Genomic DNA, 18,345 nt, shown 5'->3' with positions numbered 1-18,345 from the left:
TATGACGCGGCGCTAGCTACGAATGCCCTTGCCATTTTCCAGCATCCACAGGGCAATGGCGAATAGACCAATGATAAAGCCAAAGATCGCGGTCAGGGCCCAGCCCACCGGGATATCCGACACCCCAAGAAAGCCGTAGCGGAAGACGTTGACCATGTACAGGATCGGGTTGAGCATCGACGCCCCCTGCCAAAAGTCCGGCAGCAGGGAAATCGAGTAGAACACCCCGCCGAGGTAGGTCAGTGGCGTCAGCACAAAGGTCGGCACGATGGAGATGTCATCGAACTTCTTGCCCAGCAGCGCATTGATGAAACCGCCCGTGGCGAACAGTGCCGCGGTCAGAATGACCACGCCGATGGTCAACAGAGGATGCGCGACCTCGATCCGGGTAAAGAACAGCGACACCCCGGTGACGATGATGCCAACCCCGAGCCCACGTGCCATGCCGCCCAGAATGAAGCCCGCCAACATCACCCAGTTGGGCATCGGCGACACCATCATTTCCTCGACACTGCGCTGAAACTTGTTGGAGAAAAACGACGACGCCACGTTGGAATAGCTGTTGGTGATCACAGACATCATGATCAGCCCTGGCACGATGAAGTCCATGTAGCTGTAGCCGTCCATCTCACCAATGCGCGAGCCAATCAGGTTGCCGAAGATGATGAAGTACATCGTCATCGTGATCGACGGCGGCAACAGCGTCTGAGGCCAAATGCGAGTAAAGCGACGAATTTCCTTGATCACCAGCGTCCATAGGGCGATCGCTATCTGGCTCGGATTCATCCACGCATCTCCTTGTCTGCGTTACCGCTTTCCACCATGGAGACAAACATCTCCTCCAGCCGGTTGGCACGATTGCGCATCGACAGCACCTTGATGCCGTCCTGCTTCAGCGCGTCGAACACGTCATTGAGGCACTGCCCACGATGGACCACGACCGACAGCTGGGCATCGTCGACCTTGCCCACCTCGAAGCCCTCGATGACCGGTGCCTCGGACACCGGCTCTGCCAGGTCGAGCAGGAAGGTTTCGGTGTCCAGCTCCGCCAACAGCTCTCTCACGCTGGTGTTACGCACGATTTCCCCGTGATTGATGATGCCCACGTTGCGACAGAGGCTCTCGGCCTCTTCCAGGTAGTGGGTGGTGAGGATGATGGTGGTGCCCTCCTCCCGGTTGATGCGACGCATGTACTCCCACATGCTGCGGCGCAGCTCGATATCCACGCCGGCGGTCGGCTCGTCGAGAATCAACAGCTTGGGTCGATGCATCAGCGCCCGCGCAATCATCAGCCGCCGCTTCATCCCGCCAGACAGCATGCGCGCACTGCCGTTGCGCTTGTCCCACAGGCTCAAATCCTTGAGCAGGCTCTCTGCCCGGGGCAGCGCTTCGCGCCGGGACATCCCGTAGTAGCCCGCCTGCGCCAGCACGATATCGATGACTCGCTCGAACTGGTTGAAGTTGAATTCCTGGGGCACCACCCCGAGGTGATACTTGGCACGGGCAAAGTCCTTGTCGATATCGATGCCGAAGATCGATACCTGGCCCGCGGTCTTTTGCACCAGCGAACAGACCACGCCCAGTGTGGTGGACTTGCCGGCGCCGTTGGGACCCAGCAGCGCGTAGAAGTCGCCCTCCTGAACATCGAGGTCGATGCCCTTGAGAGCCTTGAAACCATTGCCGTAGACCTTGGTCAGGCCTCGAATGGACAGAGCCGGTTCGGCCATGAGGGATCCTTGGTGTGGGTGTCAGGAGAAATAGATAGAAGGCTCACCATATGGGGTCACTCAGCCACATCTTCAACCGGCAGCCCACGGGGCATGACGGCCAACCGTCTCGAGACAAGGTTACGCCCCGGACTGGATAACAAGTGGCACAAGCGGAGCACAAGCAAAGGAGCCGCTGACTCGAGTCGCCGCGGAGGAAAGCACAAACGCAAAAAAATCGCCGATCAACGCGAAGTCTCGCGTCGCTCAGGCGACCTATAGTAACGCTAGCGTTGTGACAACAAAGACCGATCGATACTGGAGCGGGAAACGAGATTCGAACTCGCGACCCCAACCTTGGCAAGGTTGTGCTCTACCACTGAGCTATTCCCGCTCTATCGATGCAGAGACCGCGACAGCTGTCGACGTCCCTCTGCTGCGTTGCGAAGTGGCGTCCCATAGGGGGTTCGAACCCCTGTTCCCGCCGTGAAAGGGCGGTGTCCTAGACCACTAGACGAATGGGACGCATGGAGCGGGAAACGAGATTCGAACTCGCGACCCCAACCTTGGCAAGGTTGTGCTCTACCACTGAGCTATTCCCGCAAACGCATCGCAAATTGTACCGGAAAGTGGCGTCCCATAGGGGGTTCGAACCCCTGTTCCCGCCGTGAAAGGGCGGTGTCCTAGACCACTAGACGAATGGGACGCATTGGAGCGGGAAACGAGATTCGAACTCGCGACCCCAACCTTGGCAAGGTTGTGCTCTACCACTGAGCTATTCCCGCATTCCGGCCCTTCAAGAGGCGAAGTGGCGTCCCATAGGGGGTTCGAACCCCTGTTCCCGCCGTGAAAGGGCGGTGTCCTAGACCACTAGACGAATGGGACGCATCGGCCTCGTCTCTCTCGAGGTGGCGCGTATGTTACTGAGCACCCTGAAAAGTGTCAACCCCGAGTCACGATTTTCCTGTTCGATTCAACGCCCTTCTCTATTACCCGTCCTATTACCCGTCCTGCTTGCCCCATTCACAGGCACACGTACATGGGCACATGTACATAGGCACACGTACATAGACACACGGGCCTCGTATGACGCCGACACCCAGCGCGGTATTCACGAGCACGTCCCACGTACACCATGGAACGGTGAGCGTGAAACCGTCGGGTTGGTCAAACGGCCATAAACGTCTTAGCTTGAAGTGAGCGCCTGCGTCGAACCTCACGGGAGAACATCCATGCGCAAGAAGATCGAGAAAACCGATGCCGAATGGCGGACACAGCTTTCCCCGGAGCAATATCACGTCACTCGCGAAAAAGGCACGGAGCGCCCCTTCAGCGGCGACTACCACGTCACCGATACCCACGGCATCTATCACTGCGCCTGCTGCAACGCGCCCCTGTTCGAGAACGAGCACAAGTTTGATGCCGGCTGTGGCTGGCCAAGCTTCGACCGGCCGCTGTCCGAGAACTGCATCCAGCTCGGTGACGACCATCGACACGGCATGCACCGTACCGAAGTCAGCTGCCAGCGCTGCGACGCCCACCTCGGCCACGTCTTTGCCGACGGCCCTACACACACCGGCCAGCGCTACTGCATCAACTCACTGGCACTGAACTTTCACGAAGGTGAATAGCGCCTGGCGCACCTAGCACGCCCTTCCCGCCCCTTGGCGACCACGGCCACGCCGGCGGCTCGTGGTCGCCCACTCACTGCATCGACTCGCGCTTCAGCAGCCTGCCCGCATCTCTGCTGACGACATTTGACTCGGGTTTCCCTAAGATGGAGCGTCATTTGCGCTTATAGAGTAGGCAGGAGAAAGAGATGCTGGGCTGGTTTCCGGGACACATGAACAAGGCGCGCCGTCAGATACTGGAGGCGCTGCCGGAAATCGACGTGGTGATCGAGGTGCTCGACGCCCGCCTGCCCTACTCCAGCGCGAACCCGATGCTGGCCAGTCTGACCCGCCACAAGCCGGTGCTGAAGATTCTGTCCCGCGCCGATCTCGCTGACCCGGAGGGCACCCGCGCCTGGACCGCCTTCTTCGACGCACAGCCAGACACCCGCGCGCTGGCGGTGACCACGACCAACACCCGCGAGCTGAAGCGCATCCCCAAGCTATGTCACGAACTGGCCGGTCAGGTTCGCGCAGACCGGGATGTGCGGGTCATGGTCATGGGCATCCCCAACGTCGGCAAGTCGACGCTGATCAACGGACTGGCTGGCCGCACCATTGCCAAGACCGGTAACGAGCCCGCCGTCACCAAACGTCAGCAAAAGGTGCGCATTCAGGGTCGCGTTGCCCTGACCGACACTCCCGGCGTGCTGTGGCCCAAGATCGAGGACCAGGCCAGTGCCTACCGCCTGGCCGCCAGCGGCGCCATCCGAGACACCGCTATCGACTATGTCGATGTGGCCTTGATTACCGCTGCCGAACTGGCGAAGCGCTATCCAGAAGCCCTCAGGTCACGCTATAAATTGACGTCACTGCCTGCCTACGACGCTCATCCTGACGCAGACAAGGTCGACGCGGATGGTGACGAGCGTCCTGACCTCATGGCCCAGGCTGGCTTCGACGGCCACGCTATCCTGGCGGATATCGCCGCCAAGCGTGGGGGACTGCGTGCCGGCGGGGAAATTGACCTGCATCGTGGCGCCGAAGTGCTGCTGCACGAGCTGCGTGATGGCAAGCTCGGCCGACTGACGCTGGAAACCCCGGATGACATCCCGGTGGATGCCCCTGCCGACGACGACATCAGCGCCGAGGCCTCCCCGGCTGAAGCAGACGACAGCTCGGCATCGGGTGGTGCGACCTCGGAAGACTGACTACCCGGCAGACGGCCATCACGACCTGCCACACACGGCTACACGACCGGCCCGCCCTCAGCGGGCACGTTACAACGGATTCTGCGAGACCCGCGCCATGGACACGCCTACCCTTTCAAAGTCACACAAGCTGGATAACGTCTGCTACGACATTCGCGGCCCGGTGCTGGAGCACGCCAGGCGCCTCGAGGACGAAGGCCAGCGCATTCTGAAGCTGAATATCGGCAATCCAGCCCCGTTCGGCTTTGAAGCGCCGGAAGAGATTCTTCAGGACGTGATGCGCAACCTGCCCACGGCCCAGGGCTATTGCGACTCCAAGGGACTGTACTCGGCACGCAAGGCCATCATGCAGGAATGCCAGCGCAAGGAGATCCCCGGCGTTGGCATCGAGGATATCTACATCGGCAACGGCGTGTCAGAGCTGATCGTCATGGCCATGCAGGCCTTGCTGAACGACGGTGACGAAGTGCTGATTCCGGCCCCGGATTACCCCTTGTGGACCGCCGCCGTCAATCTGTCCGGTGGCCGTGGCGTCCACTACCTGTGTGACGAGCAGGCGGACTGGGCGCCCGCCATGGATGATATCCGGGCCAAGGTCACCAGCCACACCCGTGCCATTGTCATCATCAATCCCAACAACCCGACCGGCGCCGTCTATCCCCCCGAGGTACTGCGCGAGCTGCTCGACATCGCCCGCGAGCACAACCTGGTGGTGTTCTCCGACGAGATCTACGACAAGATTCTCTACGATGACACCGTGCACGTGGCCACCGGGGCGCTGGCCAGTGAAGATCAGCTGGTCGTGACCATGAATGGACTGTCCAAGAGCTATCGCTGCGCCGGCTTTCGCAGCGGCTGGATGACGCTATCCGGCACGCTCGCCCGGCAGCGAGCCAATGACTTCATTCAGGGGCTGACCATGCTGGCATCGATGCGCCTGTGCGCGAATGTGCCTGCGCAACATGCCATTCAGACAGCACTTGGCGGCTATCAGTCGATCAATGATCTGGTCCTGCCCGGTGGGCGGCTGCTGGCACAGCGGGACATTACCGTAGAAAAGCTGAATGCCATCCCGGGGGTCAGCTGCACCACGCCGAAGGGCGCCTTGTATGCCTTCCCGCGCCTGGACCCCAAGGTCTACAACATTCAGGATGACCAGCAGCTGGTACTCGACCTGCTGCTGCAGGAAAAGATCCTGCTGGTACAGGGCACCGCCTTCAATTGGCCGGATCCGGACCATGTCCGCATCGTTACCCTGCCCTGGGCGGACCAGTTGGGTGATGCGCTGGATCGTTTTGCCCGTTTTCTGTCGCGCTATCGCCAGTAAATCGGCAAGCACAGGCACGCACTGGCAGGCGCAATCCGACAGGTACTTGCGCTTCGCTCGACAAGCGATGGAGCGATCAACGCCCGGGCGCTTGAAACTTGGCGCCCCAGGGCTTATCTAAGCATCTGATTCCCCCGTCGAGCCACTGGGCTCTTCAGGTTTCCTTCCTTACGGAGAATGTCGGCAATGATGAGAATCCTGCTCTTTCTGGGCACCAACCTGGCGGTGATCCTGGTCGCCAGTATCACCCTGCGATTGCTGGGCGTGGAGCCGTACCTCAACGCCCAGGGCATCAATTTCAACAGCCTGCTCATCTTCTGCTTTGTGTTCGGCATGGCAGGGTCCATGGTATCGCTGTTCATCTCCAAGTGGATGGCCAAGCGTTCCACCGGCACCGTGATCATCGAGAACCCGTCCAACGCCACCGAAAAGTGGCTGCTCGACACCGTGGCCGAACTCGCCCGCGAGGCCAACATCAAGACGCCTGAGGTCGGTATCTTCCCGGCCCAGCAGTCCAACGCCTTTGCCACCGGCTGGAACAAGAACGACGCCCTGGTCGCCGTGTCTGCGGGACTTCTCAACCGCATGCAGCCGGAAGAAGTGAAGGCCGTGCTGGCCCACGAGATCGGTCACGTGGCCAACGGTGACATGGTCACCCTGGCGCTGATTCAGGGCGTGCTGAACACCTTCGTGATGTTCTTCGCTCGGGTGGTGGCACAGCTGGTCGACAGCTTCCTGCGCCGCGACGACAACGAAGGTCTCGGCTTCTTCGGCTACTTCGCCGTGGTCATGGTCGCCGAGATCGTGTTCGGCATTCTCGCCTCGATGATTGCTGCCTGGTTCTCCCGCTTCCGTGAGTACCGTGCCGACGCTGCAGGAGCCAAGCTCGCGGGCTCCGGCGCCATGATCAACGCCCTGGCACGCCTCAAGGCCGAGACCCAGATGCCTGATCAGATGCCGGATACCCTGACCGCCTTCGCCATTACCACCGGCCAGACCCGCAAGCTGATGGAGAAACTGTTCGCCAGCCACCCGCCGCTGGACGATCGTATTCGCGCCCTCAAGGAAGCCGCTTACCGTCAGTGACGAAAGCGCCGTCCTGCCAACACCCCCGCCGGTCCTGCCGGCGGGGGTGTTTCTTTTTCAGCATCATTTTTTGCTGTGGTCTAGCGCGCCTCTTGTCGTGCCTGCCACGGCCCCGGCTCCTCGCCACTGCGCTTGTACCGGTCGCCCTCAGCTCCCTTCGACACCCGCACACCTCTCTTGTTGGCGCCCAACCTTATTTGCGCTGTGGTCCATGGGCGTCAATAGTAAAACGGCGTGTCATGCCTGATGGCCGCAGCACCACTCGACAGTGCCACCATTCCATCACACAACGATCCGACAACCTGAGGGGTACGCCATGTCGATCTCCCGCCGTTTACGCACCACCATCACTGGTTCAGCCATCGGCCTATCACTGAGCCTGAGCGCGAGCCCAGCGCTCAGTGACAGCCAGGCCATTCTCGAAGGCGAACGGTTCCATCCGGAAGTGAGCACCAGGGGAATGGTCGCGACCAGCCATTTCCTGGCCTCAGAGGTGGCCCGCGACGTGCTGGCCAACGGTGGCAACGCGGTGGATGCCGCCGTCACGGCAGGCTTTGCCCTGGCTGTCACCCAGCCACGTTCGGGCAATATCGGCGGCGGCGGCTTCATGCTGATCTCCGATGAGACAAGCGGTGATGTGATCGCCATCGACTATCGCGAGAAGGCCCCCAAGGCGGCCTACGAGACGATGTTTCAGGATGACAGCGGCGACGCCGTAGCCGAGCTGTCACGCTATACCCACAACGCCGCCGGCGTGCCCGGAACGGTTGCCGGACTCGCCCTGGCGCTGGAGCAGTACGGCACCATGACGCTCGCCGAGACGCTGGCGCCGGCCATCAAGCTCGCCGAGGAGGGTTTCGCTGTGCCGCAACGGTTCGTCGATGGCATCGAGAGCGCCAGTGAACGTTTCGAGCCCTGGGAAGCCAGTCGCGCCAAGTTCTTCAAGGAGGATGGTTCCCGTTACCAGGTAGGCGACATCTACCGCCAGCCAGACCTGGCAGCCACCCTGAAGCGAATTGCCGAACAGGGACCCAGGGAATTCTACGAGGGCGAGACCGCCCAGCTGATCGCGGCCGAAATGGAACGCCACGATGGCATGATGACCCTGGAAGACCTGGCCAGCTACCAGGCCACGGTGCGTGAGCCGGTGCACGGCAATTACCGGGGCTATGATGTCTACGCCATGAGCCCACCCTCCTCCGGCGGCGCCCATATCGTGCAGATACTCAACATGCTCGAGGGCGACGACATCGGAGCGCTGGGCTTCAACTCCGCCAGCACCATCCACCTGATGTCCGAAGCCATGAAGCGCGCCTATGCCGATCGCTCGCAGTACCTGGGAGATACCGACTTCGTCGACGTCCCCCTGGCCGGCCTGACCTCGGAAGACTATGCCGCTGAACTGCGCAGCGAGATCGCCACCGACCAGGCTACGCCGAGTGCCGATATCGCCCCCGGCAACCCGCTGCCCTACGAGTCCAACGAGACCACCCACTTCTCGATCGCCGACGGCAACGGCCTCGCGGTCTCCAATACCTACACCATCAACTTCAGCTATGGCTCGGGTATCGTGGTGGATGGCGCAGGCTTCCTGCTCAACAACGAGATGGACGATTTCTCCGCCAAACCGGGGGTACCCAATGCCTACGGGTTGATCGGCGGCGAAGCGAACAAGATCGAGCCTGAAAAGCGCATGCTGTCATCGATGACGCCCACCATCGTCAAGAAGGATGGCGAGAACTTCCTGATCACCGGCAGTCCGGGCGGATCGCGGATCATCACCACCACGCTGCAGGTGCTGATGAATGTCATAGATCATGGCATGAACATCCAGGCTGCGGTAAGCATGCCGCGCATCCACCATCAGTGGCTGCCTGACGAGATCCGCATCGAGCAGGGAATCAGCCCGGACACCATCCAGCTGCTCGAGAACATGGGCCACAGCGTCAGCCTGCAGGAAGCCATGGGCGCCGCTCAGTCCATCATGATCGAGGACGGCACCTTCTACGGCGGAGCCGACCCACGACGCTCCACCTCCTCTGCCATGGGGCTATAAAGGACGAAGGCAGGCCGAACCGGCCAAGACAGGCCAAGACAGGCCAAGACAGGCCAAGACAGGCTCTGACAGTCCCAGCACCACGCACCGGATGCGTCCCGCCCCCCTCAAGGCGGGACGCGTGCAAGCGGGGACGTCTCCAAGGAGGCGTGCCCAAGGCTCCCGGCCACGGTTGCTCAAAGGCCATGGCCTCCCGGCTTGCCTTGCCTCCTCAACCTCAGCCTCAGCCTCAGCCTCACACTACGCGAAAGCCTGCGCCTGACAGCACCTTGGCCATACCCTGTGCTTCGCCCGTCAACTCGACGCTCAGGGTCGAGAACTCGCGGCGCAGCGGATAGCTGGCGCGGCACTGATCGAACCCCTGAGCCGGCGAGCTGGTGGCGAGGGCCTGGGCCAGCCGGTCGTGGTCGCATCTGGGCTCATACACCGCGCGCATGCAGGCGCGCAGCACCTCCTCGACCGGCAGCGCTCGCTGCCAGGTCATGCGCGCCAACGCGGGAGGAGGCAACAGTTCCTGGAGCGTGACGGCCTCATCCACACCAAGGTGTTCGACCAAGGCCTGATAGATCTGGTGAGTGCCACGCAGCTTGCCCTCCAGGCTGTGCCCTGCAATATGAGGAGTGCCCAGCATTACCTGGTGAGCCAGCGTCAGATCGATGGCCGGCTCACGCTCCCATACATCCAGCAGGGCCGTCATATCGTTGTCGCGCTCGAGCCTCGCGCTCAGCGCCTGCCCATCGACGCAGTCACCGCGCCCGGCGTTGAGCAGCAGGCTGCCTGGTTTCAAGGCCTCGATGCGCCCTGCGTCCAGCAGGTGTCGGGTGGCGTGGGGCCCCTCCTTGACCAGCGGGGTATGCAGGCAAAGCACATCACAGCGCTCGATCAGCGTATCCAGGTCGACAAACCCTTGCTGACCTTCTCGGTCTGCCCGGGGAGGATCGCACAGCTCGTGGGCCACTCCCATGGCGGCCAGACGCGCCGCCAGACGCCCCCCCACATTACCGACACCCAGGATGCCCACCCGTTTATCGAGCAGCGACTCGCCCCGCCGCTCGCAGGCCAGGGCCAGAGCGGACAGCACATAATCCACCACTGGCTCGGCATTGCAGCCAGGCGCGCTGGCAAAGGCTATTCCACTCGACGCCAGGGCTTCGAGACTGACGTGATCGGTGCCGATGGTGCAGCTGCCAACGAAGGACAAGGGCGATCCCAGCGACCGCGCCTGGTTGATCAGCGCCTCATCCACTTGGGTAATGGAACGAATCACCAGCGCGCTGGCATCAGCCAGGTGATGGGCATTGATCTCGCGTCCCGGTACGCGCACCACCTCTCCCAGCGGGCCAAAACAAGCATCGGCAGCGGGCACGTTGGCGTCGACGACAATCTTCATGAACGGTTCCTGGCGGCAGGGCAATCGACAGCCCGACCCAAGATCGGGCTATTTGTGGATGAGCCTCAAGGGCTTACAATGGCCATCTTAACCGAAAAAAGACGGTGCTTGAGGCCATCAGGTGCCGACCACTGCTGATAGACGGGAGTCGCCGTGATCGTCCGCTGGGAAACCGACCATGACTATGTCCTTGTGCATGTGCATCAGGACATGTTCGGCGACTGGATCTTCAGCCGTGCCTGGGGGCAGATCGGCACCCAGTTCGGCGGGCTCAAGCATCAGTTGGCCGATGACTATGCCCAGGCCATGATGTGGCTGGAAGACGAAAAGACCATCCTGACCTCGCGCGGTTTCAGCAAGGTCCTGGAAGCCGATGACCACAGCCCTGAAGGGCGTGAGGCCGTCGGTCAACTGTCGCTGCTGGACGCCAACTGACATGCCGCCAGCTGACGCCTCCGCCACCAGCAACGCACTGGCAGCACGTTTGCGAGCCCTGCTGGAGGCCACTGAGACCCACCAGCTACCGCTGACCTACCAGCAGGCTGCCGAGGCACTGGGGCTGATGCCACCCCGGACCATTCGCCGGGTTGCCGAGGCGCTGGAAGTCACCATCCATGAAGACGTGGCAGCGGGCCGCCCCTTGCTGGCCACTCTGGTGGTCAGCCGCCAGCCCCCTCACCTGCCTGGGCCCGGCTTCTTCAGCCTGGCCGTTGCCCTGGGGCGCTTTCCCGAGCATCAGGACGATCACCCGCAGGCCTACCGCCAGGAGCTAGCCGCCGTCCTGGCCAGTCGGCGCTGACCTTGGTCAGCGACCGCCGAATACCCGCCTACCCCGTACCAGCCTTGCGCCCATGACATGGTCTGCCTCACCCGCTTCAGTCTGCTGGACCAGCGCCCGCCACGCGCTGTGATCAAGCAGACCGCGAGCATCCAGCCAACGAGCCACGCTGTCGGCATCGACACGCCCCTCCAGCACATCATCGGGGCGCGTCTCGTCGATCAATACAGGGATGCGCTCGGCAAAGCGCTCCAGCAGCGCCTCATCGTCGCTGATCTCGACGCTGTCGATGGCAATGTCCTCCACCGACAGCGTCTTGACCAGCGCCGCCATCTGCTCGCACAGGTGGCAACCCAGCGTGGTGATCATCACCCAGCGCCCCATCACGATGCCCGATGGCGAATCAGGAAGCAGTGGTGAAGGTCGGGGCGCCGGCTGAAGTCCGGATCAAACGTCTGGCGTGAGATGTCCTTGATCTCGAAACGCTGCTCCAACGCCTCATCCATCTTGAACCGGCGCTGGTTGTTGGAGAACACCAGAGTGCCGTCTGGGGCCAGTCGCGCCATCGCCAGCTCGACCAAGCGGGGATGGTCACGCTGGATATCCAGCGTGTCGTCCATCTTCTTGGAGTTCGAGAAGGTCGGCGGATCCATGAAGATCAGATCAAATTCGCCCTTGGCCGTCTCCAGCCAGCGCAGGCAGTCGTCACGCACGACCCGGTGGCGTGACGGGTCGAGACGGTTGAGCGCGAAGTTGTCCCGGGCCCACTCCAGGTAGGTGTTGGACATGTCAACACTGACACTGTCGCTGGCACCGACTTGCCCCTCCTTGCCACTGCCGAGTGCCGCCTGCACCGTCGCCGTCGCGGTATAGCAAAACAAGTTGAGGAAGCGCTTGCCCGCGGCCATTTCCCCGAGCATCCGACGTACCGGACGATGATCCAGGAACAGACCGGTATCCAGGTAGTCACGCAGGTTGACCCAGAAACTCGCCTGCCCCTCGCTCACCTGAAAACGCTGCCCGCTGCGACCTTGCTTCTCGTACTGTGACTTGCCCTGCTGGCGCTGGCGCTGCTTGACCACGACCTTGCCGGGCTCCACGCCAAGCACATCGGGTATCACGCCGAGGGCATCATAGAGCCGACGCTGAGCCTGGGAGGCATCGATCGACTTGGGCGGCGCATACTCCTGTACATGCACATGGTCACCGTAGACATCGATGGCCAGGGCGTACTCGGGCATGTCGGCATCGTACAAGCGATAGCAACGCTCACCGCTTCGCTTGAGCCACTTGCGCAGCTTCTTCTGGTTCTTCTCCAGACGGTTGGCGAACATCTGCGCGCCTGAACTACGAGCCGGCTGTGCCTGGCTGTCGGCCTCGCCTGCCTCTCGACGGGAGTCACGCTCTGCACTGGGGTGTTCTGGCCCCTGCCCTGGCTGCGGCTGCGGCTGCGAGCCTTTAGGCTCGGCGCTGGCACTGCCCTGGGGGCTGTGCGCAGCATCGTCAAAGGATGACGCAGGCCTCGCCTCCGTCGCCTTGTCTGTCAGCCCTTCCGCTGATGCAGATGCATCGCCCTCACGACGCTGGCCAATGTCGATCAGCAGCAGCTTGGCGTCCAACGGCCCATTGCGCAGCGCATACTGCTTGTGGGCACGCATTCCCAAGCGGTGTCCCAGATCAGGGTTGCCGGTGAACAGCGCCAGGCGCCAGCCGGAAAATTCCGCCTTGAGGCGCACACCAAGATCCGAGTACAGCCTGACCAGCTCCGGCAGCTCGCCGATTCGCTCACCATAAGGGGGGTTGCTGATCACCAGTCCAGGCAGCTCAGGGTCGAGTACCCGCGGACGTGACAGGCGCTGCACGCTGGCACCATCCAGGTGAATCAGTGCCGGAATGCCGGCTCGCATGGCGTTGGTCTTGGCGGCCGTCAGAGCGGGCGGGCTCTGGTCAAAGCCGAAGATCGACGACTGCGCGCGCTTGCGCCCAAAGCTCGCTCTCGCCTGGGCCTCCCGCAGCACCTCCTGCCACAGAGCTCGGTCGTGCCCGGCCCAGCGATGGAAACCGAAACGCTCACGAGACAGGTTGGGAGCCATGTCCGCCGCCATCAGCGCCGCTTCGATCAGCAGCGTCCCCGAACCGCACATGGGGTCGATCAGGGGCGCGCCCTGCTTGGCCAACTCAGGCCAGCCGGCACGCACCAGCAGAGCCGCCGCCAGGTTCTCCTTGAGCGGAGCATGGCCCGTGTCACGACGATAGCCGCGACGATGCAGACTATCGCCGGACAGGTCGATCCCCAGCACCAAGCGCCCCCGGTGAAGGTGCGCGTATAGACGCACGTCGGGTTGGCGAGTATCCACATCGGGGCGCGCCTGGCCCGAGGCGGTCAAGCGATCCACCACCCCATCCTTGACAGTCTGCGCACCGAAACGGGTATGACGGATCTCCTCGCTGCGACCGTGGAAGTCCACCGCGATGGTCGCTCCGGGACGGACATGGCGCTGCCAGTCAATGGCCGCTGCCGCGTCGCGCAGGGAATCGGGAGTTTCCACCCCCTCGACGCGAGCCACGCAGAGGATGACCCGATTGGCCAGACGCGACCACAGACACGCTCGATAGGCACCCTCGAGGTCACCCTCGGCGTTGACTCCCGCCACGGTGGACTTACCAGGGGCGAGACCGAATGTCGCAAGCTCAGTGGCCAGCAACTGCTCGATGCCGCGTGGACAGGTCGCCAGAAGGTCTAACTTCTCAGGCACTTGCTTCTCCTACTGTGATGATGATCCTGCGAGTCATTTTTTGGCTAATCGTTCAATGACCGCTGGATGAACAGGTTGTTACAAAACAAACGTCGACAACGGCTCGTGGCTTACGCTATCAATGAAATGGTAGCTACGAGATACGACACATGTGATCCTGTCAACAAGCCTTCATTTCGTGCTTCTCACGCTAGAACGCACATCGCAAGGCTTGGGCATCACGGGCCCGTTCCACGCTCTTCCCCAATGTACGGCGGGAGCGGGTCGGATTGGTACCTTTGTCACGAGGTAGACCCATGAAACGACAGAAACGTGATCGCTTCCAGCGCGCCTATGTACACGGCTATAAGGCAGGCCTCTCGGGTAGATCCCGAGACGATTGCCCCAGCCAGGACATCAATCTACGGGAGTACTGGATGAGCGGTTGGCGTGAAGGTCGTGGGGACCAGTGGTCGGGCATGACAGGAGTGTCCGGCATTCACAAGAACCCCATGGTGCTCTGATAACGCTGTACTGTTGAGGTAAGGGAAAGACCCCGTAAGCCCATGGCCGTCAGTGCCATGGGCTTTTTGCTGCCACATTCTGCAGCCCTTCTTTCAGCAACATCGCCACGCTCTTGCCCGCGGCCCCGCCAGACAACCTGCCTGGCGATGCTCCGCTAGCGGCTGGACGCCAGCGCCCTCGCCGTTTCACGAACCAGCGCCGGGCCACGATAGATAAAGCCGGAATAGAGCTGCACCAGATCCGCGCCAGCCTGCCGCTTGGACACCGCCGCCTGGCCGCTGTCCACACCACCGACACCGATGATGGGAAGCTGCGGCAACGCCTCGCGTAGCTGAGCGATGACGCGGTTGGACGCATCCAGCACCGGACATCCTGACAGGCCACCTTGCTCGTCGGCATGTTCAAGCCCCGCCACCGCCTCACGCGATACCGTGGTGTTGGTCGCAATGACCGCATCGATACCGTTGCTGGCCAGCGCGCCGGCCACTAGACGCACCTCATCCTCATCCATGTCCGGCGCAATCTTGACGGCCAGCGGCACCCGGCGCCCGCTACGCTCGTCCAGGCGTGTTCCCGCTTCTCGCAGACTGGCCAGCAGGCGGTCCAGGTGATCACCGAACTGCAGGTTGCGCAATCCCGGCGTATTCGGGGACGAAATGTTCACTGCCACATAGTCGGCGTGATCGTGGACTCGCTCGAGACAATAGAGATAGTCGGCCTCAGCGTCTTCCACCGCCGTGGTCAGGTTCTTGCCGATATTGATGCCGATGACGCCGCGATAGCGGCTGGCCTTGACCCGCTCCACCAGATGGTCGACACCGTGGTTATTGAAGCCCATGCGATTGATGATCGCGCCGCGCTCCGGCAGCCGGAACAGCCTCGGCTTGGGGTTACCGGACTGCGCTCGCGGCGTCACGGTGCCTACTTCCACGAAACCAAAGCCCAGCGCCCCAAGCGCATCGAGGTGGTCAGCATTCTTGTCCAACCCGGCCGCCAGACCAATACGGTTGGGAAAGGTCAGCCCCATCACGGTGGTCGGGTCATCTACCGGCGCTCCCGCCATCCATCGCGTGGCCTTGACCCGCGCCGCCCAGTCCAGTGACGTAAGCGAGAGGTCATGAGCCCGTTCAGGGTCGAGGCGAAACAGCAGAGAGCGGGCGAGATCGTACATGACATCTCCGGAACGAGAAAAAGACGAGGGCGTGCGGCCGGGCGCAAGTATAGCGCAGCCACGCCTTTACGACGACGCCCTGCATCAAGGGTCATGAATTTTGCCCCAGCGAGCTTTCCTCCCCGGGGCAATCAACGCTCGTTCAATGGCCGATATCGCCGTCAGTAAACAGAAACTCGCGCAGATACTTGTCCATGACGGGATCCTTGCGACGCAGCCACTCCAGGGTCATGGCAGCGTGTTCCTTCTCCTCATCGCGGTTATGTTCGAGGATCTTGCGTAGATCGTCGTCCTTGCAGGCATCTACGCGCTGGTTGTACCAGTCTACCGCCTCCAGTTCCTCCATCAGCGACACGATGGCGCGATGGTAATCACGGGTCTGAGCCGTCAGCTCTTCCACCGGCTCATGATAGCCCTCGCTCGATCCGGCCATGTGCAACTCCTTTTCTTTGCAAACAGTTGTGGTCTACTGGTGTCCTGATTCACACGTTGGTGGCAAAGGACTTCTGCCCAATCAACGTAGGACACGAACGTTGCCTTGTCAGTCAGCAACATATGCCGGGAGGGACCATGACAGAAGTGACCGAGACCTTTGAAAGCCAGCTGTCGCGCATCCACCTGGCCCTGGAAGATGAAAACTCGCAGGAAGTCTCCGATGTCCTCGAGGATCTCGAACCTGCCGAGGTAGCTCTGCTGCTTGAGTCGCTGCCGCTGAGCGAGCGCATCAAGCTGTGGGAACAGGTGCCATCAGAGGACGATGGCGAAGTACTGCTGCACGTTCACGATGAGGTCCGCAGCACCCTCATCGAGGACATGGATCCAGAAGAGATCGTGGCGGCCACCGCCTCACTGGACACCGCTGACCTGGCCGAGCTGTTCGAGGACCTGCCCAAGCAGGTGGCCGAGGACATGCTGCGTACCATGGACGAAATGCAGCGCACACGCCTGCAGGAGACGCTGTCGTTCGAGGAAGACAGCGCCGGTCGCCTGATGCGCACCGACGCCATTGGGGTGCGCTCGGACGTGACGCTGGAAACCGTACAGCGCTTCCTGCGCTGGAAGGAGTCGATTCCGGACAACACCGACAACCTGATGGTGGTGGACCGCATCGGCCACTTCGTTGGGGTCTTGCCATTGGCCCGACTGGTCTCCCACGACCAGGAAACGTCGGTGGTCGAGCTGATGGATGCCGACGTCGACGTCATCCAGGGGGATATGAAAGCCCGCGACGTCGCCACCCTGTTCCAGACCCACGACCTGACGTCGGCACCCGTGGTGGACAACGATGGGATGTTGCTAGGCCGTATCGTCATCGACGATATCGTCGACGTCATCCAGGAAAACTCCGAACAGGCGCTGATGAACATGGCCGGCCTGGATGAAGAGGAAGACCTCTTCGCCCCGGTGTTGCCCAGCGCCAAACGCCGTGCCGTGTGGCTGGGCATCAACCTGCTGACGGCGTTCCTGGCGGCGTGGGTCATCGGGCAGTTCGAAGATGCGCTGGAGAAGGTGGTCGCGCTGGCGGTGCTGATGCCCATCGTCGCCAGCATGGGCGGCATCGCCGGCAGTCAGACTCTGACACTGGCCATCCGTGGTCTGGCCCTGGGACAGATCAGCAAGACCAACAGCAACTGGCTGCTCAGAAAGGAAGTCGGCATCGCCTTGCTCAACGGCGTGGTGTGGGCGCTGGTGGTCGCCGTACTGGCGGTCCTCTGGTTCAAGAGCATGGCCATTGGCGCCATCATCGCCGCCGCCCTGGTGATCAACATGCTGGCTGCCGGCGTCTGCGGCATCGTGATTCCGCTGATTCTCAAGCGCATGAACATTGACCCGGCCCTATCGGGCTCGGTCATCCTGACCACGGTCACGGATGTCATCGGCTTCATGTCATTCCTGGGTCTGGCGACCATCTTCCTGCTCTAACCCGCATCGCCCCCACCAAGCCATGGCTGGCTTGGTGGGGCACGCGGCCCCCTCTCTGGCGGTGATGGCCGGTGATGGCCTGTGCTCTGTATCGCCCACCGCGAATTCATGCCCGGCACCGCCTCGTTACCCGCGGCAGGCATCTGTCTCCTTTAAGCGACATATAGCGTCGCAATCTCTCTACTCTTGTGCTGATTGCTGTATTCGTTAGCATGGTCACCAAGGCGCACGGATATTGCGCCGGTCTGCACTGTCCCGAACGGAAAAAGGAGAGACCGCATGATGACCAAGACCCGCTCCATGATGCTCGTGCTGGGCGCCGCTTCTCTGGTAGGCCTGGCTGGCTGTGCCAGCGATAGCGCGTCAATGGAAAAGCAGAGCACCGACTACATCGTCACCGGACTCGGCGACGATCGTCAGGAGGCGCTGGAAGAGGCCAAGGAACGCGCACTGGAGCAGTGCGAGGCCCAGGATCGTGATGAGTTCATCATTGAAGAGCAGCAAGTGCTGGGTCCCAACACCAGCGCCGAGAAGCGTGAACGCGCTGAGGCCATGGTCGAAGGCGGCACCGTCAGCGAGGACACCAACCTGGCCGCGCTGAACGACGACAGTGCCGAGTTCAAGGCGATCTGGAGCATCAGCTGCCGCTGATATCAGCATTCCAGCAACGGCCATGACACAATAAGGGCGCCCCGAGGGGCGCCCTTATTGTTGTCTACCATCAGCTGTCTACCATCAGCCGTCTACCATCAGCCGTCTACCATAACGACTGCCAACAGGCAGCGGCAGTGAGGGCATCAGTATGATGCCCTCGACGGCGCGCGGGT

General features: G+C 61.9%; 17 protein-coding genes and 6 tRNA genes. 10 read left to right on the top strand and 13 right to left on the bottom strand.

Going from position 1 to position 18,345, the window contains the following annotated elements; all coding sequences use genetic code 11:
• Positions 1-12 precede the first annotated feature (12 nt).
• From KUV72_RS03210 to KUV72_RS03175, 8 genes are all read right to left on the bottom strand, one after another.
• Positions 13-786, bottom strand: coding sequence for an ABC transporter permease (locus tag KUV72_RS03210; protein ID WP_206942720.1), 774 nt, complete (start codon positions 784-786; stop codon positions 13-15).
• A complete protein-coding gene (locus KUV72_RS03205; protein ID WP_222237400.1) occupies positions 783-1,727 on the bottom strand; it encodes an ABC transporter ATP-binding protein in 945 nt (314 codons plus the stop codon). Before KUV72_RS03205 ends, KUV72_RS03210 begins: the two co-directional genes overlap by 4 nt.
• A gap of 298 nt (positions 1,728-2,025) precedes the next feature.
• Positions 2,026-2,100, bottom strand: a tRNA-Gly gene (locus KUV72_RS03200).
• Between the two features lie 55 nt (positions 2,101-2,155).
• Positions 2,156-2,231: transfer RNA gene (locus KUV72_RS03195), tRNA-Glu, on the bottom strand.
• A gap of 3 nt (positions 2,232-2,234) precedes the next feature.
• Positions 2,235-2,309: transfer RNA gene (locus tag KUV72_RS03190), tRNA-Gly, on the bottom strand.
• Between the two features lie 27 nt (positions 2,310-2,336).
• Positions 2,337-2,412, bottom strand: a tRNA-Glu gene (locus KUV72_RS03185).
• Positions 2,413-2,416: 4 nt separating this feature from the next.
• Positions 2,417-2,491, bottom strand: a tRNA-Gly gene (locus KUV72_RS03180).
• A 24-nt stretch (positions 2,492-2,515) separates the two neighbouring features.
• Positions 2,516-2,591, bottom strand: a tRNA-Glu gene (locus KUV72_RS03175).
• Between the two features lie 347 nt (positions 2,592-2,938).
• On the opposite strand from KUV72_RS03175, the gene msrB reads away from it, so the two are divergent.
• The 5 genes from msrB to ggt all read left to right on the top strand — a co-directional run bounded on the left by msrB (position 2,939) and on the right by ggt (position 8,996).
• The gene (msrB, locus tag KUV72_RS03170; RefSeq protein WP_222237399.1) at positions 2,939-3,337 is read left to right on the top strand and encodes a peptide-methionine (R)-S-oxide reductase MsrB; all 399 of its coding nucleotides are present in this window, start codon (positions 2,939-2,941) and stop codon (positions 3,335-3,337) included.
• 188 nt (positions 3,338-3,525) lie between these two features.
• Positions 3,526-4,527, top strand: coding sequence for a ribosome biogenesis GTPase YlqF (gene ylqF / locus KUV72_RS03165; RefSeq protein WP_222162015.1), 1,002 nt, complete (start codon positions 3,526-3,528; stop codon positions 4,525-4,527).
• A 97-nt stretch (positions 4,528-4,624) separates the two neighbouring features.
• Positions 4,625-5,854: a pyridoxal phosphate-dependent aminotransferase gene (locus KUV72_RS03160; protein WP_206942724.1), complete on the top strand. Its 1,230-nt coding sequence runs from the start codon at positions 4,625-4,627 to the stop codon at positions 5,852-5,854.
• 186 nt (positions 5,855-6,040) lie between these two features.
• Positions 6,041-6,940: a protease HtpX gene (gene htpX / locus KUV72_RS03155; protein WP_206942725.1), complete on the top strand. Its 900-nt coding sequence runs from the start codon at positions 6,041-6,043 to the stop codon at positions 6,938-6,940.
• 316 nt (positions 6,941-7,256) lie between these two features.
• Positions 7,257-8,996, top strand: coding sequence for a gamma-glutamyltransferase (gene ggt, locus KUV72_RS03150; protein ID WP_222237398.1), 1,740 nt, complete (start codon positions 7,257-7,259; stop codon positions 8,994-8,996).
• Between the two features lie 235 nt (positions 8,997-9,231).
• On the opposite strand, the gene pdxB is transcribed toward ggt, so the two are convergent.
• Positions 9,232-10,386, bottom strand: a complete 1,155-nt coding sequence (gene pdxB / locus KUV72_RS03145; protein ID WP_222237397.1) for a 4-phosphoerythronate dehydrogenase PdxB — start codon at positions 10,384-10,386, stop codon at positions 9,232-9,234.
• Positions 10,387-10,539: 153 nt separating this feature from the next.
• Here pdxB and KUV72_RS03140 point away from each other — a divergent pair, with 153 nt between their 5' ends.
• Both KUV72_RS03140 and KUV72_RS03135 read left to right on the top strand, forming a co-directional pair.
• Positions 10,540-10,821: a hypothetical protein gene (locus tag KUV72_RS03140; RefSeq protein ID WP_206942730.1), complete on the top strand. Its 282-nt coding sequence runs from the start codon at positions 10,540-10,542 to the stop codon at positions 10,819-10,821.
• 1 nt (position 10,822) lies between these two features.
• Positions 10,823-11,185, top strand: coding sequence for a hypothetical protein (locus tag KUV72_RS03135; RefSeq protein ID WP_222237396.1), 363 nt, complete (start codon positions 10,823-10,825; stop codon positions 11,183-11,185).
• Between the two features lie 6 nt (positions 11,186-11,191).
• Here KUV72_RS03135 and KUV72_RS03130 read toward each other — a convergent pair whose 3' ends face one another.
• Both KUV72_RS03130 and rlmKL read right to left on the bottom strand, forming a co-directional pair.
• Positions 11,192-11,533 carry a glutaredoxin family protein gene (locus KUV72_RS03130; protein WP_222237395.1) on the bottom strand — a complete coding sequence of 114 codons (342 nt, stop codon included), beginning with the start codon at positions 11,531-11,533 and terminating at the stop codon, positions 11,192-11,194.
• Between the two features lie 14 nt (positions 11,534-11,547).
• On the bottom strand, positions 11,548-13,920 hold the full coding sequence (gene rlmKL / locus KUV72_RS03125; RefSeq protein WP_222237394.1) for a bifunctional 23S rRNA (guanine(2069)-N(7))-methyltransferase RlmK/23S rRNA (guanine(2445)-N(2))-methyltransferase RlmL: 2,373 nt from the start codon (positions 13,918-13,920) through the stop codon (positions 11,548-11,550).
• Between the two features lie 296 nt (positions 13,921-14,216).
• Between rlmKL and rmf the strand changes: the two genes are divergently transcribed.
• Positions 14,217-14,423: a ribosome modulation factor gene (gene rmf, locus KUV72_RS03120; RefSeq protein WP_045994893.1), complete on the top strand. Its 207-nt coding sequence runs from the start codon at positions 14,217-14,219 to the stop codon at positions 14,421-14,423.
• 155 nt (positions 14,424-14,578) lie between these two features.
• Here the strand turns inward: rmf and KUV72_RS03115 are convergent, their stop codons facing one another.
• A complete protein-coding gene (locus KUV72_RS03115) occupies positions 14,579-15,595 on the bottom strand; it encodes a quinone-dependent dihydroorotate dehydrogenase (RefSeq protein WP_206942738.1) in 1,017 nt (338 codons plus the stop codon).
• Positions 15,596-15,737: 142 nt separating this feature from the next.
• The gene (locus KUV72_RS03110; RefSeq protein WP_206942740.1) at positions 15,738-16,028 is read right to left on the bottom strand and encodes an encapsulin-associated ferritin-like protein; all 291 of its coding nucleotides are present in this window, start codon (positions 16,026-16,028) and stop codon (positions 15,738-15,740) included.
• A gap of 137 nt (positions 16,029-16,165) precedes the next feature.
• Between KUV72_RS03110 and mgtE the strand changes: the two genes are divergently transcribed.
• Both mgtE and KUV72_RS03100 read left to right on the top strand, forming a co-directional pair.
• A complete protein-coding gene (gene mgtE / locus KUV72_RS03105) occupies positions 16,166-17,518 on the top strand; it encodes a magnesium transporter (protein WP_206942742.1) in 1,353 nt (450 codons plus the stop codon).
• Between the two features lie 279 nt (positions 17,519-17,797).
• Complete coding sequence (locus KUV72_RS03100; RefSeq protein WP_206942744.1) at positions 17,798-18,169, top strand: hypothetical protein; 372 nt, start codon at positions 17,798-17,800, stop codon at positions 18,167-18,169.
• Positions 18,170-18,345 lie beyond the last annotated feature (176 nt).

Source organism: Halomonas sp. DP4Y7-1 (genome assembly GCF_019800705.1).
GTDB lineage: Bacteria > Pseudomonadota > Gammaproteobacteria > Pseudomonadales > Halomonadaceae > Halomonas > Halomonas litopenaei_A.
The sequence above is the reverse complement of the archived record's forward strand: the minus strand, read 5'-3'. Positions and strand labels throughout refer to the sequence as shown.